The 15,791-nt window shown below is 76.0% G+C and carries 1 protein-coding gene; it reads right to left on the reverse strand.

Features of this window, described 5'->3' with window-relative positions:
* Window positions 1–19: 19 nt before the first annotated feature.
* Entirely contained in the window at window positions 20–15,772 is a 15,753-nt protein-coding gene (locus O7625_RS25650) for a type I polyketide synthase (protein WP_282342240.1), read from the reverse strand.
* Window positions 15,773–15,791: the final 19 nt, after the last annotated feature.

Below are 15,791 nucleotides of genomic sequence, written 5' to 3' on the forward strand. Positions count from 1 at the left end.
ACTGCCGGACCACCCCGGACTACTCACCGCCGAGCACCATTTCCACCAGGTCGTCTACGTCCAGGTCGCCGACCTCCCGCTCCGCCACGGCACCGTCGTCCGGCTCGTCCGTGACCGCGAGTTCGAGCAGCGCGTCGACCAGCCCCGCCGCCCGCAGCCGGGCCAACGGGACCGACGCGAGGGCCTGCCGCAACCGCGCCTCGTCCACGCCGTGCTCCACTGCCGGCGCGGTGTCCTCCGGGCGCAGCCGGGTACGCAGGTGGTGGGCGAGCGCCGACGGGTTCGGGTAGTCGAAGACCAACGTCGGCGGCAGCTTCAACCCGGTCGCCTCGCGCAGCCGGTTACGCAGCTCCACCGAGGTCAACGAGTCGAAGCCGACGTCCTTGAAGGCCACGTCCGCCCGGACGTCCTGCGGGTCGGTGTGCCCGAGCACCGCCGCGACCTGGCCACGTACCAGATCCAACAGCAGCGCCTCCTGCTCGGCCGGGACGAGCCCGGCGAGCCGGCGGGCCAGCGAGTCCTGCGACGCGACCGCGGCGCGGGCCTGCTGCCGGCCGGCGCGCACCAGCCCCCGCAGCAGCGACGGCACCGCGCCGCCCGCGGCGACGTCGGCCCGCATCGCCTGCGGGTCCAGCCGGATCGGCACCAGCAGGGCCTGGTCGGTCCGCAACGCCGCGTCGAACAGCGCCAGCCCGTCGGCCCGGCTCAGCTCCAGCACGCCGCCACGGCTGGCCCGCGCGTGGTCGACGATGCTGAGGTGGGCGGCCATCCCGACGCTGCGTTCCCACAGGCCCCAGGCCAGCGAGAGCCCGGGCAGACCGGCCGCCCGGCGGTGCGCCATCGCCGCGTCCAGGAACGCGTTCGCCGCCGCGTAGCTGCCCTGGCCGCCGCCACCGACCACACCCGCGACCGACGAGAACACGACGAACGCGTCCAGGTCCCGGCCCCGGGTCAGCTCGTCGAGGTTCCGTACCGCGTCGACCTTGGGGGCGAACACCCCGGCCAACCGGTCCGGGGTCAGCCCGCCGACCAGACCGTCGTCGAACACCCCTGCGGTGTGCACGACACCGGTCACCGGGTGCCCGGCCAGCAGGGCCGCGACCTGGTCCCGGTCGGAGACGTCGCAGGCCACCGCCGACACGTCCGCGCCCGCCGCGGTCAGCTCGGCGACCAGCTCGGCCGTCCCGTCGGCGGCCGGGCCACGCCGGCTGGCCAGCACCAGCCGCCGTACCCCGTGCCGGTCCACCAGGTGCCGGGCCACCAGCGCGCCCAGCGCGCCGGCACCGGAGACCAGGACCGTGCCGTCGGGCCGGAAGATGTCCGGGGCGTCGTCCCGGAGCGGCTCGGTGGCCCGGGCGAGCCGGGGCACGCACAGCCGGCCCGCCCGCACGGCGAGCTGCGGCTCACCGGCCACCAACGCCAGGTCCGCGTCGGCCCCGGGGGCGGGATCGACGTCCAGCAGGACGATCCGGTCCGGGCTCTCGGCCTGGGCGGCCCGGACCAGACCCCACACCGTCGCGGCCGCCGGATCGGTCACCAGGTGGTCACCACCGGCGGGCACCGCCCCCCGGGTACGCACGACCAGCCGGGCCTCCTCGAACCGGGGTTCGGCCAGCCACGCCTGCACGACCGCCAGCACCCGGGAGGCCACCGCGAGCGGACCGGCACCGCCGTCGGCGTCGAGCACCACCACCGTCGGCGACCCGTCGCCCCCGGCCAGCGCCGTCACGTCGTCGGCGGTGGACACCGACGTCCACGCCGGCACCGGCTCGGCGGCGGTCGCGGGCAGCTCGGTCCAGTCCACCCGGAACATCGCGTCCCGCACGTCGTGCCCGGCGGCCCCCAGCTGCGCCGCCGACACCGGCCGGGACACCAGCGAGTCCATCGTCAGCACCGGTCCGCCGGTCTCGTCGGCGGCCTCGACGACCAGGGTCTGCGACCCCTGCGCCGCGAGCCGGACCCGCAGCGCCGTCGCACCCTCGGCGTGCAGGACGAACCCGTTCCACGCGAAGGCGAGCACCGCCTCGCCCGGCTGCTCACCCGGCGCACCGGCCGTGGCGGCCTGGAGCGCGGCGTCCAGCAGCGCCGGGTGGACGCCGTACCGGCCGGCCTCCGGGCGCAGGTCCTCGGGCAGGGCCGCCTCGGCGAACACCTCGTCACCGCGCCGCCACACCGCCCGCAGGCCCTGGAAGGCGGGTCCGTAGCCGTAACCCCGCTCGGCCAGGTCGAGGTAGAAGTCCCCGACGTCGACCGGCTCCGCGCCCGGCGGGGGCCAGGCGGTGAAGTCGAACCCGGTGCCGCCGCCCGGCGTCGCGGAGAGCACACCGACGGCGTGCCGGGTCCAGGTGCCCGGGCCGCCGTCGCGCCGGGAGTACACCTCCACCCCGCGCGTGCCGTTCGCGCCCGGCCCGCTCAGCGCCACCTGGACCTGCACCCCGCCCTGCTCGGGAAGGGCCAGCGGCGCCTCCACCACCAGCTCGTCCAGCACCGGGCAACCGGCCTCGTCACCGGCGCGCACGACCAGCTCCACCAGCCCGCTGCCGGGCAGGATCACCACCCCGCCGACCGCGTGGTCGGCCAGCCACGGATGCGAGCGCACCGACAGCAGCGAGGTGGACACCAGGCCGTCCGAGGCCGGCAGGTGCACCACCGCGCCGAGCAGCGGGTGGTCGGTCGCCACCTGCCCCAGCGACGTGGCGTCGGTGGCGGAGCCGGTGGGCTGCCGCAACCAGTAGTGCCGGTGGTCGAAGGCGTACGTCGGCAGCTCCAGCCGCGGGGGCGGCGGGGGCAGCAGCCCGGTCCAGTCCACCGGCACGCCCCGGACGTACACCTCGGCCATCGAGGTCAGCAGCCGCCGCAGGCCACCGTCGTCGCGCCGCAGCGATCCGGTCACCACGACGTCGGCGTCGTCGACGATCTCGCTGATCGGCTGGACCAGCACCGGATGGGCGCTGACCTCCACGAAGACGCCGTGGTCCTGGTCTAGCAGGTCCCCGACGGCCGGCCCGAACCGCACCTGACCGCGCAGGTTGCGGTACCAGTACCCGCCGTCCACCACCCCGGCGTCGCGGATCCACTCGCGGGTCACCGTCGAGTAGAACGGCACCGTCGGGGCCTGCGCCCGCACCTCGGCCAGCGTCTCGGCGAGCAGGTCGCGGACCTGCTCCACCTGGACGGTGTGCGAACCGTAGTCGACCGCCACCCGCCGGACCCGTACCCCGTCGGCCTCCCACGCGGTGAGCGCCTCGTCGAGGGCCGCCGCGTCGCCGCCGACCACCACCGAGGTGGGGCTGTTGACCGCGGCGACCTGGACCAGGTCGGCCCAGGGCGCGAGGCGGGCCACCGCCTCCTCCTCGCTCAGCGCGACCGACGCCATGCCGCCGCGGCCGGACAGCTCGGCGGCGATGGCCTGGCTGCGCAGCGCCACCACCCGGGCCGCGTCCTGAAGCGTCAGCGCGCCGGCCACGCAGGCGGCGGCGATCTCGCCCTGGGAGTGCCCGAGCACGGCGTCCGGCCGCAGCCCGCACGACCGCCACACCGCGGCCAGGCCGACCATCATGGCGAAGCTGGCCGGTTGCAGCACGTCCACCCGGTCCAGCAGGTCCGGCGCGGCCTCGCCGCGCAGCACCTCGATCAGGGACCAGTCGGTCCACGGCGTCAGCGCGGCCGCGCACTCGGCGATCCGCTCGGCGAAGACCGGCGACGCGTCCAGCAACTCCCGGCCCATCCCGGCCCACTGCGTGCCCTGGCCGGGGAACACCCAGACCACCTTGCCGGACGCCCCCGCCCGGCCGGTGACCACGCCGGGCGCGTCCTCGCCCCGGGCCAGCGCGGTGAGCCCGGCCGTCGCCTCGGCCCGGGAACCCGCCACCACCACGGCCCGCTCGGTCAGCGCCGCGCGGCCGGACACCAGCGCGCCGGCCACCTGGGCCAGCGGCACCCCGTCGGCCCCGTCGAGGTACGCCGCGAGCCGGCCGGCCTGCGCCGCCAGCGAGGCGGCGCTGCGCGCGGAGACCGGCACGGGAAGCACGTCCGGGAGGGTCACCGGCTCGGGGGCGGGGGACTCCTCCTGCGGCGGCGCCTCCTCGATGATCAGGTGCGCGTTGGTGCCGCTGACCCCGAACGCGGAGACCCCGGCCCGGCGCGGGTGCCCGTTGCGCGGCCAGTCACGCGCCTCGGTCAGCAGCTCGACCGCGCCGGCCGACCAGTCCACCTCGGGGGTGGGCGCGTCCACGTGCAGGGTCGCCGGCAGCACCCCGTGCCGCAGCGCCTGCACCACCTTGATCACCCCGGCCACCCCGGCGGCGGCCTGCGCGTGACCGATGTTCGACTTCAACGACCCCAGCCACAACGGCGTGTCGGGATCCCGGTCCTTGCCGTACGTGGCCAGCAGCGCCTGCGCCTCGATCGGGTCGCCCAGCGCGGTGCCGGTGCCGTGCGCCTCCACCGTGTCCACCTCGGCCGGGGAGAGCCCGGCGTTGGCCAGCGCCTTGCGGATCACCCGCTGCTGCGACGGCCCGTTCGGCGCGGTCAGCCCGTTGGACGCGCCGTCCTGGTTCACCGCGCTGCCGCGCAGCACCGCCAGGATCTGGTGACCCCGTTCCCGCGCCACCGACAGCCGCTCCAGGACCACCACGCCGACGCCCTCGGCCCAGCCGGTGCCGTCGGCGGCGGCGGCGAACGCCTTGCAGCGCCCGTCCACGGCCAGCCCCCGCTGCCGGGAGAACTCGACGAACGCGCCCGGGTTCGCCATCACCGTCGCGCCCCCGGCCAGCGCCATCGAGCACTCGCCCTGCCGCAGCGCCTGGGCGGCCAGGTGGATGGCCACCAGCGACGACGAGCAGGCCGTGTCGATGGTGATCGCCGGCCCCTCGAAGCCGAAGACGTAGGACACCCGGCCCGACGCCACGCTCGACGACCCGCCGGTGCCCGCGAAGCCCTCCAGCTCCGGGGTGACCACACTGGCCCCCGGCGCGACGTAGCCCTGGCCGAAGACGCCGGTGAACACGCCGACGTCGGCGCCCTTCAGCGCGGTGGCGTCGACCCCGGTGTCCTCCAGCGCCTCCCAGGACGTCTCGAGCAGCAGCCGCTGCTGCGGGTCCATCGCCAGCGCCTCGCGGGGCGAGATGCCGAAGAACCCGGCGTCGAACAGGCCCGCCTCGTGCAGGAAACCGCCCCGGCTGGTGTACGACGTGCCCGGACGCTCCGGGTCGGGGTCGAACAGGCCCTCCAGGTCCCAGCCCCGGTCGGTGGGGAACCCGGACACCGCGTCCCGGCGCTCGGCCACCAGCCGCCACAGGTCCGCCGGCCCGGCCACCCCGCCGGGCAGCCGGCACGCCATGCCGACGATCGCGATCGGCTCCTCCGGGTCGGCGGCCGGCCCGGTCGGCAGGACCACCGTCGGCGTGCCGTCGCCCAGCTCGTCGCGCAGGTGACGGGCGAGGGCCTGCGGGCTCGGATGGTCGAACACCAGCGTGGCGGGCAGCTTCAGGCCGGTCGCCTCCCGCAGCCGGTTGCGCAGCTCCACCGAGGTGAGCGAGTCGAACCCGGCGTCCTTGAACGCCCCGTCCGCCCGGACCGCGCCGGCACCGGAGTGCCCGAGCACGGCCGCCACCTGACCGCGTACCAGGTCCAGCAGCAGGGTGAGCTGGTCGGCCGCGGAGAGCCCGGCCAGCCGCTCGGCCAGCCGGCCGCGGCCCGCACCGGCGGCACCCGAACGCGCCTGCCGGCGGCCGGCGCGGACCAGGCCACGCAGCATGTGCGGCACCGCGCCGCCGGTCGAGGCGTCGGCGCGGACGCCGCGCAGGTCCAGCTTCGCGGGCACCAGCAACGCCTGCTCCGCGCCGAGCGCGGCGTCGAAGAGCGCCATGCCCTCGGCCTGCGTCATCAGCTGCAGACCACCGCGCCGGCTCATCCGGGCCCGGGTCAGCTCGTCGGTGTTCGCCGCCATCCCGGTGGTCTGCTCCCACAGGCCCCAGGCCAGCGACAACCCCGGCAGACCCACCGACCGCCGCTGCGCCATCAACCCGTCCAGGAACGCGTTCGCCGCCGCATAACTGCCACTACCCGCCCCCATGAACACCGCCGACACCGACGAGTACACGACGAACGCCGTCAACGGCAGCTCCCGCGTCAACGCGTCCAGGTGCCGCACCGCGTCCACCTTCGGCGCGAACACCCGGGCCAGCTTCTCCGGGGTGACCGTCTCGATCACGCCCGCGTCCAGGACCCCGGCGGTGTGCACCACCGCGGTCGGCGGGTGCTCCGCCAGCAGGGCGGCCACCTGGTCCCGGTCGGACACGTCGCAGGCCACCACGGCCACGTCCACGTCCCGCCCGGTCAGCTCGGCGACCAGCTCGGCCACCCCCTCGGCGGCGGTACCCCGCCGGCTCGCCAGCACCAGCCGGCGGACCCCGTGCCGGTCCACCAGGTGCCGGGCGACCAGGGCGCCCAGCGCGCCGGCGCCCGAGACCAGCACCGTGCTCTGCGGACCGAACCCGGCATCGGCGTCGGCCGCCCGGGCGGCGCGGGCGAGCCGGGGCACGGACAGGGTCGTCCCACGCACCGCGAGCTGCGGCTCGCCACTGGCCAGGGCCGCACCCAGCACCGGCTCCGCGCTTGCGTCGCCGGTCGGGTCCAGGTCGAGCAGGACGATCCGGTCCGGGTTCTCACCCTGGGCGGCCCGCACCAGACCGCACACCGCCGCCCCGGCCGGGTCCGGCACCGCGCCGTCCCCGGCGGGCACGCCACCGCGAGTGGTGACCACCAACCGCGACTCCTCCGGCCCCGACCCGGCGAGCCAGGCCTGGACGACCTGGAGCACCCGGGCGGTCACCGTCAGGGGGTCGCCACCGCCGGTCGCGTCCAGCACCACCGCCGGGGGTACGTCGGTCAGGGCGGTGACGTCGTCAGCGGTGTCGACGGTGGTCCACGCCGGCGTCGGAACCGCCCCGGCGGCGGGCAGCCCGGTCCACTCCACCTGGAACAGCGAGTCGACCGGTCGGGTGCCGGTCCCGGCGGTGGCCGCGACGGACAGCACGCCGAGGCCGAGCGAGTCCGCGGTCACCACCAGCGCGCCGGTGTCGTCGGCGGCGGTCAGCGACACCGTGTCGGCGTCGATCTCCACCAGCCGGACCCGCAGCGTCGACGCGCCCACCGCGTGCAGCACCAGCCCGTGCCAGTCCCGCGGTCGCCGCGGTGACGCGTCGACGCCGTCCGCGGCCGGCAGCAGGGCCGGGTGCAGGGCCGCGTCCAGCAGTCCGGGGTGCAGGCCGTATCCGGTCGCCTCCGCGGCCCGCTCCTCGGGCAGGGCGACCTCGGCGAACACCTCCTCGCCCCGACGCCACACCGCCCGTACCGCCCGGCCGTACGGGTGGTCGTCGCCGGCCGGTCCGGCGAGGTCGACCGGCCGCGCGCCGGAGGGCGGCCAGGCGGTGAAGTCGAACGGTTCCGGGATGCCGGGGGTGGGCGACAGCAGGCCGGTGGCGTGCCGGGTCCACACCTCGTCGGCGGTCCCCTCGCGCAGCGAGTAGACGTCCACCGTGCGGGTGTCGTCGCGGCCGGGTCCGCTCAGGGCGACCTGGACCCGGACGCCGCCGTGGGCGGGGACCACGAGCGGGGTGTCGACCACCAGTTCGTCGAGGACCGGGCAGCCCGCCTCGTCACCGGCGCGCACGGCCAGCTCGACCAGCGCGGCGGCCGGGACGACCACGACGTCGCCGACGGTGTGCCCGGCCAGCCACGGGTGCGACCGCACCGACAACCGCGAGGTGGCGACCAGGCCGTCGGACTGCGGCAGCCGGACCACCGCGCCGAGCATCGGGTGGTCGGCGCTGGCCATCCCGAGCGACGCCGCGTCCGCCGCCACCGCCGGGTGCAGCCAGTAGTGCTCGTGGTCGAACGCGTACGTCGGCAGGTCCACCCGGCCGGCGACCGGCGGCAGCACGGCGGTCCAGTCGACCGCCACCCCGTGCACGAACAGCTCGGCCATCGACGTCAGCAGCCGTCGGGTGCCGCCGTCGTCGCGGCGCAGGGTGCCGGTCACCAGGACCTCGGCCTCGGTGCCGTCGACCAGGTCGCTGATCGGCTGGACCAGCACGGGGTGCGCGCTCACCTCCACGAACACCCGGTGACCCTGGTCGATCAGCTCGGCGACCGCCGGGCCGAACCGCACCTGGTTGCGCAGGTTGCGGTACCAGTAGTCGCCGTCGACGACCCCGGCCTCGCGGATCCAGCTCCCGGTGACGGTGGAGTAGAACGGCAGCACCGGGGCCTGCGCGTCGATCCCGACCAGCGCCTCGGCGAGCTGGTCCTCGATGTCCTCGACGTGCCAGGTGTGCGACGCGTAGTCCACCGCCACCCGCCGGCCGCCCAGCGCCGCCACGGCCTCGGCCAAGGCCTCGGCGTCGCCCGCGATCACCACCGAGGAGGGGCCGTTGACCGCGGCGATCTCGACCCGGTCGCCCCACGGCGTCAGCCGGGCGAGCGCCTCCTCCTGGCTCAGCGCGACCGACGCCATGCCGCCGCGACCGGAGAGGTCGGCGGCGATGGCCTGGCTGCGCAGCGCCACCACCCGGGCCGCGTCTTCCAGGGTCAACGCGCCCGCCACACAGGCCGCCGCGATCTCACCCTGCGAGTGACCCACCACCGCATCCGGCACCACACCCACCGACGACCACACCGCCGCCAACCCCACCATCACCGCGAAACTCGCCGGCTGGAGCACGTCCACCCGCTCCATCAGCGCCGGGTCGCACTCCCCCCGCAACACCTCCGGCAGCGACCAGTCCACCCACGGCGCCAGCGCAGCGGCGCACGCGGCGATCCGCTCGGCGAACACCGGGGAGGCGTCCAGCAGCTCCCGGCCCATGCCGACCCACTGCGTCCCCTGGCCGGGGAACACCCACACCAGCCTGCCCGGCGCACGGACGCTGCCGGTCACCACACCGGCCGGGGTCTCGCCCCGGGCCAGCGCGGCCAGCCCGGCCGTCGCCTCCTCGGCCGAACCCGCCACCACCACGGCCCGGTCGCCGAGCACCGCCCGGGTGGACAGCAGCGCGCCCGCCACCCGGGTGAGCGGCACCCCGTCGGCCCGCTCCAGGTACGCCGCCAGCCGGCCCGCCTGACCCGCCAGGGAGCGGGGGCTGCGGGCCGACACCACCAGCGGCACCACGGCGTCGGCCGGTTCCTCCGGGGCGGCGTCCGGGGTCACCTCGGCCGGCGCCTCCTCGAGGATCAGGTGGGCGTTCGTGCCGCTGATGCCGAACGACGACACCCCCGCCCGGCGCGGACGGCCGTCGGGCGACCACTCCCGGGCCGCGGTGAGCAGCTCGACCGCCCCCATCGACCAGTCGACCTGGTGGGTCGGCTCGGTCACGTGCAGGGTGGGCGGCAACGTGTCGTGCCGCAGCGCCTGCACCATCTTGATCACGCTGGCCACCCCGGCCGCCGCCTGGGTGTGCCCGACGTTCGACTTCAGCGACCCCAGCCACAACGGCCGCTGCGGATCCCGGTCCCGGCCGTAGGTGGCCAGCAACGCCTGCGCCTCGATCGGGTCGCCCAGCGCGGTGCCGGTGCCGTGCGCCTCCACGGCGTCCACCTCGTCGGGCGTCAGGCCGGCGTTGGCCAGCGCGCTGCGGATCACCCGCTGCTGCGACGGGCCGTTCGGCGCGGTCAACCCGTTGGACGCGCCGTCCTGGTTCACCGCGCTGCCCCGGACCACGGCCAGCACCCGGTGGCCCCGCTCCCGGGCCACCGACAGCCGCTCCAGGACGACGATGGCGACACCCTCGGACAGCACCGTGCCGTCCGCCGTCGCGGAGAACGCCTTGACCCGCCCGTCCTCGGCCAGGCCACGCTGGCGGGACATGCCGAGCACGCCGATCGGGGAGCCCATCACCGCGACCCCACCGGCCAGCGCCATCGAGCACTCGCCCTGCCGCAGCGCCTGCGCCGCCAGGTGCATCGCCACCAGCGACGACGAACACGCCGTGTCCACGGTGACCGCAGGTCCCTCGAAGCCGAACGCGTACGACACCCGGCCCGACGCCACGCTGCCGGCGGTGGCGGTGGTGACGAAGCCCTCCAGCTCCGCCGGCATGTTGCTCAGCGACTCCAGGTAGTCGTGGATGGAGACGCCGGTGAAGACGCCGACGTCGTGGCCGCGCATCGCGGTCGGGTCGACGCCCGCCCGCTCCAGCGCCTCCCAGGAGGCCTCCAGCAGCAGCCGCTGCTGCGGGTCCATCGCCAGCGCCTCCCGGGGGGAGATGCCGAAGAAGCCGGCGTCGAACAGCCCGGCGCCCTGGAGGAAACCCCCCTGCCGGGTGTACGACGTCCCGGGGCGGTCCGGATCCGGGTCGAACAGGCCCGCCAGGTCCCAGCCCCGATCCTCGGGGAAGGGGGACATCCCCTCCCGCCCCTCGAACAGCAGTTGCCACAGCCCGTCGGGATCGGTGACCCCACCGGGCAGCCGGCAGGCCATGCCGACGATCGCGATCGGCTCGTCCGGGTCGGCGAGCACGGTGACGGTGGTCGTGGTGCCGGCCACCGTGTCGCCCAGCTCGGTGCGCAGGTGCCGGGCCAGCGCCACCGGAGTGGGGTAGTCGAAGACCAGCGTGGCGGGCAGCTTCACCCCGGTCGCCGCGCTCAGCCGGTTGCGCAGCTCGACCGCGGTCAGCGAGTCGAACCCGATCTCGTTGAAGGTGCGGGTGCCCTGCGCCAGCTCCGGTCCGCTGAAGCCCAGCACCCCGGTCGCCTCGGCCTGGACGATGCCCACCAGGATGGTCTCCTGCTCCTCGGGCGTCAGCCCGGCGAGCCGGCGGACCAGTCCGCCGCTGTCGCCGGCCGACGCCCGGGCCACCCGCCGGCTGACCCGGACCAGGCCGCGCAGCAGGTGCGGGACGTCGGTGCCGGTGGCGGCCTGGGCACGTAGCGTCTTGAGGTCGAGCTTGATCGGCACCAGCAGCGCCTGCTCGGCACGCAGACCCAGGTCGAACAGGCCGGTGCCCTCGTCGGGGGTGATCGCCAGCACGCCGCCCCGGCTCATCCGGGCCTGGTCGACGGCGCTGAGGTGGGCGGTCAGGCCGGTGCTCTGCTCCCACAGGCCCCAGGCCAACGACACGCCCGGCAGTCCGGCCGCCCGGCGGTTGGCCATCACCCCGTCGAGGAAGGCGTTCGCGGCGGCGTAGTTGCCCTGCCCGGCGGAGCCCATCAGCGCGGCGGCCGACGAGAAGACCACGAAGGCGTCGAGGTCGGCGTCCCGGGTCAGCTCGTCGAGGTGCCGTACCGCGTCCACCTTGGGGGCGAAGACGCCGGCCAGCCGCTCGGGGGTCAACGCGCCGATCACGCCGTCGTCCAGGACGCCCGCCATGTGCACCACACCCGTCGGGCGGTGCTCCGCCACCAGGGCCGCGACCTGCTCCCGGTCGGAGACGTCGCAGGCCACCGCCGACACGTCCGCGCCCTGCGCGGTCAGCTCGGCGATCAGCTCGGCCACCCCGTCGGCGGCCGGACCCCGTCGGCTGGCCAGCACCAGCCGGCGTACCCCGTGCCGGCCCACCAGGTGCCGGGTGATCATGGCGCCCAGCGAGCCGGTCCCGCCCGTGACCAGCACGGTCCCCTCCGGCCGGAACACGTCCGGCGCACCCGGATCCTGGTTCGCGGCGTGCGTGAGCCGGGGCGTGGCGAGGGTGGTCCCGCGCACCGCGAGCTGCGGCTCGCCGCTGGCCAGCGCTGGACCCAGCAGCAGGTCCGGGCCGGCGGGGTCGGCGTCGAGCAGGACGAACCGGTTCGGGTTCTCGGCCTGGGCGGCGCGCAGCAGACCCCAGACCGCCGCACCGGCCGGATCGACCACCACGCCGTCACGGGCCGGGGTCGCGCCCCGGGTCACCACCACCAGACGCGCGTCCGCCAGCTCGTCCGCGGCCAGCCAGGCCTGCACCACGGCCAGCACCCGGGAGGTCAACGCCAGCGGCCCCTCGTCGTCACCGACCGCGTGCAGGACGGCCGTCGGCGCTTCGGCCGCGCGGCGGGTCAGGGCCGGCACGTCGTCCGGGCCGGTGACCGTCGTCCAGGACGGCGCGGGGGCGGCGGCGACCGGGGGCAGCTCGGTCCACTCCACCCGGAACAGCGAGTCCCGGCTCTCCTGCGCCGCCGTCTCCAGCTGGTCGGCCGAGACCGGCAACGACACCAGCGAGTCCATCGTCACGACCGGAGCGCCGGTGTCGTCGGCGGCCTGGAACGACAGCGCGTCCGGCCCGCACGGGGCGACCCGGACCCGCAGCGCGGACGCTCCGGCGGCGTGCAGCACCAGCCGGTTCCACGCGAACGGCAGCACCCGCCGGTCGTCGTCCGGGTTGGCGAAGGCGTTGGTGTGCAGGGCGGCGTCCAGCAGCGCCGGATGGATACCGAACCTGCCGGCGTCCTCCCGCTGGTCGTCCGGGAGCGCGACCTCGGCGAACACCTCGTCGCCGCGCCGCCACACCGCCCGCAGCCCCTGGAACGCCGGCCCGTAGGCGTAACCCCGCTCGACGAGGTCGGCGTAGAAGCCCTCGATGTCGACCTGCCGCACCCCGGCCGGCGGCCACGCGGTGAAGTCGAACCCGCCCACCGGCGTCGTCGGCGGCGTCGCCGCCAGCAGGCCGGTGGCGTGCCGGGTCCAGGTGTCCGTGCCGTCCTCGCGCAGCGAGTACACGGAGACCGGACGCAGCCCGGTCTCCGCCGGACCGCCGACGGCGACCTGGAGCCGCACCCCGCCCTGCTCGGGCAGGACCAGCGGCGCCTCGATCACGAGTTCTTCCAGCACCCCGAAGCCGAACTCGTCGCCGGCCCGCACCGCCAGGTCCACGTAGACCGTGCCGGGGATGATCACCATGCCGCCGATCGCGTGCCCGGCGAGCCACGGATGCGTCCGCAGGGACAGCCGCGAGGTGAAGACCAACCCGTCCGACTGCGGCAGCGGCACCACCGCGCCCAGCAGCGGGTGGTCGGCGCCGACCAGGCCCAGCGACGCCGCGTCGGTGGCCGAGTCCCCCATCCGCAGCCAGTAGTGCTGGTGGTCGAACGCGTAGGTGGGCAGCGGCAGCGGCGGCACGCCCGCCCCCTCGGGCAGCAGCACCGCCCAGTCCAGCGCGACGCCCCGGACGTACAGCTCGGCCATCGACGTCAGCAGCCGGCGCAGGCCGCCCTCGTCGCGCCGCAGCGAGCCCGTCACCACCACGTCGCCGCCGGCCCGGTCGACGATCTCGCTGATCGGCTGGACCAGCACCGGATGCGCGCTGATCTCGACGAACACGCCGTGCCCCTGGGCCAGCAGCTCGGTCACCGCCGGCCCGAACCGCACCTGGTGGCGCAGGTTGCGGTACCAGTAGCCACCGTCCACCACCCCGGCGTCGCGGATCCACTCCCCCGTCACGGTGGAGTAGAACGGCACCGTCGGCGCCGACGCGGTGATCCCGGCCAGCGCGTCGGCGAGGGCGTCGCGGACGTCCGTCACGTGCCGGCTGTGCGAGGCGTAGTCCACCGCGATCCGCCGGACCCGCACCCCCTGGTCGTCGAGCAGGTCCAGGGCCTCGTCGAGGGCGTCGGCGTCCCCCGCCACCACCACCGACGACGGGCCGTTGACCGCGGCCACCTCGACCCGGTCGGCCCACCGGGCCAGGCGCTGGGTCGCCTCGTCCTCACTCAGCGCCACCGATGCCATGCCGCCCCGGCCGGACAGCGTCCCGGCGATCGCCTGGCTGCGCAGCGCCACCACCCGGGCCGCGTCGTCCAGCGTCAGCGCGCCGGCCACGCAGGCCGCCGCGATCTCGCCCTGCGAGTGGCCGAGCACCGCGTCGGGCTGCACGCCGACCGACGCCCAGACCGCCGCCAGCCCCATCATCACCGCGAAGCTGGCCGGTTGCAGCACGTCGACCCGCCGCATCACCGCCGGGTCGACGTCCCCCCGCAGCACGTCGACCAGCGACCAGTCGACCCAGCGCTCCAGGGCGGCGGCGCAGTCGGCGATCCGCGCCGCGAACACCGGGGAGGAGTCCAGCAGCTCCCGGCCCATGCCGGCCCACTGGGTGCCCTGACCGGGGAACACCCACACCACCGGACCCGGCGTGCCGGAGCCGGTCACCAGACCGGGGGCGTTCTCCCCCCGGGCCAGCGCCCCGAGCCCGGCCACCGCCTCGTCGGTCGAGCCGGCCACCACCACGGCCCGCTCGCCCAGCGTGGCACGGCCCGCCACCAGCGTCCCGGCCACCTGTGACAGCGGTGCCGGGGTGTCCGCGACGAACGACGCCAGCCGCTGCGCCTGCGCCGCGAGCGAGGTGGCGGTGTGCGCCGACACCACCAACGGCACGACCCCGGGCGGGGACGCCTGCGGGGCCGGCGTCGCCTCCTCGGGCGCCTCCTCCAGGATCAGGTGCGCGTTGGTGCCGCTGGCGCCGAACGACGACACGCCGGCCCGGCGGGGACGGCCGTTGCGCGGCCAGTCCCGCGCCTCGGTCAACAGCTCGACCGCGCCGGCCGACCAGTCCACCTGCGGGGTGGGCGCGTCCACGTGCCGGGTCGCCGGCAGCACCCCGTGCCGCAGCGCCAGCACCGTCTTGATCACCCCGGCCACCCCGGACGCCGCCTGGGTGTGGCCGATGACCGACTTGACCGAGCCGAGCCAGAGCGGCTGCTGCGGATCCCGGCCCTGCCCGTACGTGGCGAGCAGCGCCTGCGCCTCGATCGGGTCACCGAGGGTGGTGCCGGTGCCGTGGCCCTCCACGGTGTCGACGTCGGTCGGCCGGAGCCCGGCGCTGGCCAGCGCGTTGCGGATCACCCGCTGCTGGGACGGGCCGTTCGGCGCGGTCAGCCCGTTGGACGCGCCGTCCTGGTTCACCGCGCTGCCCCGGATCACCGCCAGCACCTGGTGGCCCCGCTCCCGGGCCACCGACAGCCGCTCCAGCAGCAGCACGCCGACGCCCTCGGCCCACGACGAACCGTCGGCGCCCGCCGCGTACGACTTGCACCGCCCGTCGAAGGCGAGCCCCCGCTGGCGCGCGAAGCCGACGAACCCGCCGGGGGTGGCCATCACCGTCGAGCCGCCGGCCAGCGCCATCGAGCACTCGCCCCGGCGCAGCGCCTGGCTGGCCAGGTGCACCGCCACCAGCGACGACGAGCACATGGTGTCGACGGTCACCGCGGGTCCTTCGAGCCCGAGCGTGTAGGCGACCCGGCCGGAGGCGACCCCACCGGCGGTGCCCAGCGCACGCTCCAGGCTGAGGAACCCCTCGAACCCGCTGAGGTCGGGGGCGTAGTCCTGGTGCACGATTCCGGCGAACACCCCGACGTCGCTGCCCCGCACCGAGTGCGGGTCGATGCCGGCCCGCTCGAAGGTCTCCCACGCCACTTCGAGCAGCTGCCGCTGCTGCGGGTCCATCGCCAGGGCCTCCCGGGGGGAGATCCCGAAGAATGCGGCGTCGAACTGCGCGGCGTCGTGCAGGAAGGCGCCCTCCCGGACGTACGTGGTCCCGGGGTTGTCCGGGTCGGGGTGGTAGAGGCCCTCCAGGTCCCAACCGCGGTCGGTGGGGAAGCCGGTGTAGACGTCGGTGCCGTCGGTCACCACCCGCCACAGGTCCTCGGGGCCACGGATGCCACCGGCGTACCGGCAGGCCATCGAGACGATGGCGATAGGCTCCGCGGCTGCGGCGGCGAGCGCGCTGTTCTCCTGCTGAAGCCGGGCGTTCTCCTTCAGCGTGGCACGCAGTGCCTGGACGATCTGCTCGTCTGGCGCCGACATAACCCATCCTCCACGTTCG

This window comes from Micromonospora sp. WMMD714 (assembly GCF_029581315.1).
Taxonomy (GTDB): domain Bacteria; phylum Actinomycetota; class Actinomycetes; order Mycobacteriales; family Micromonosporaceae; genus Micromonospora; species Micromonospora rifamycinica.

Coding starts and splice junctions, on each gene's coding strand:
- O7625_RS25650 (WP_282342240.1), bottom strand. CDS start 15,772: ATGTCGGCGCCAGACGAGCAGATCGTCCAGGCACTGCGTGCCACGCTG.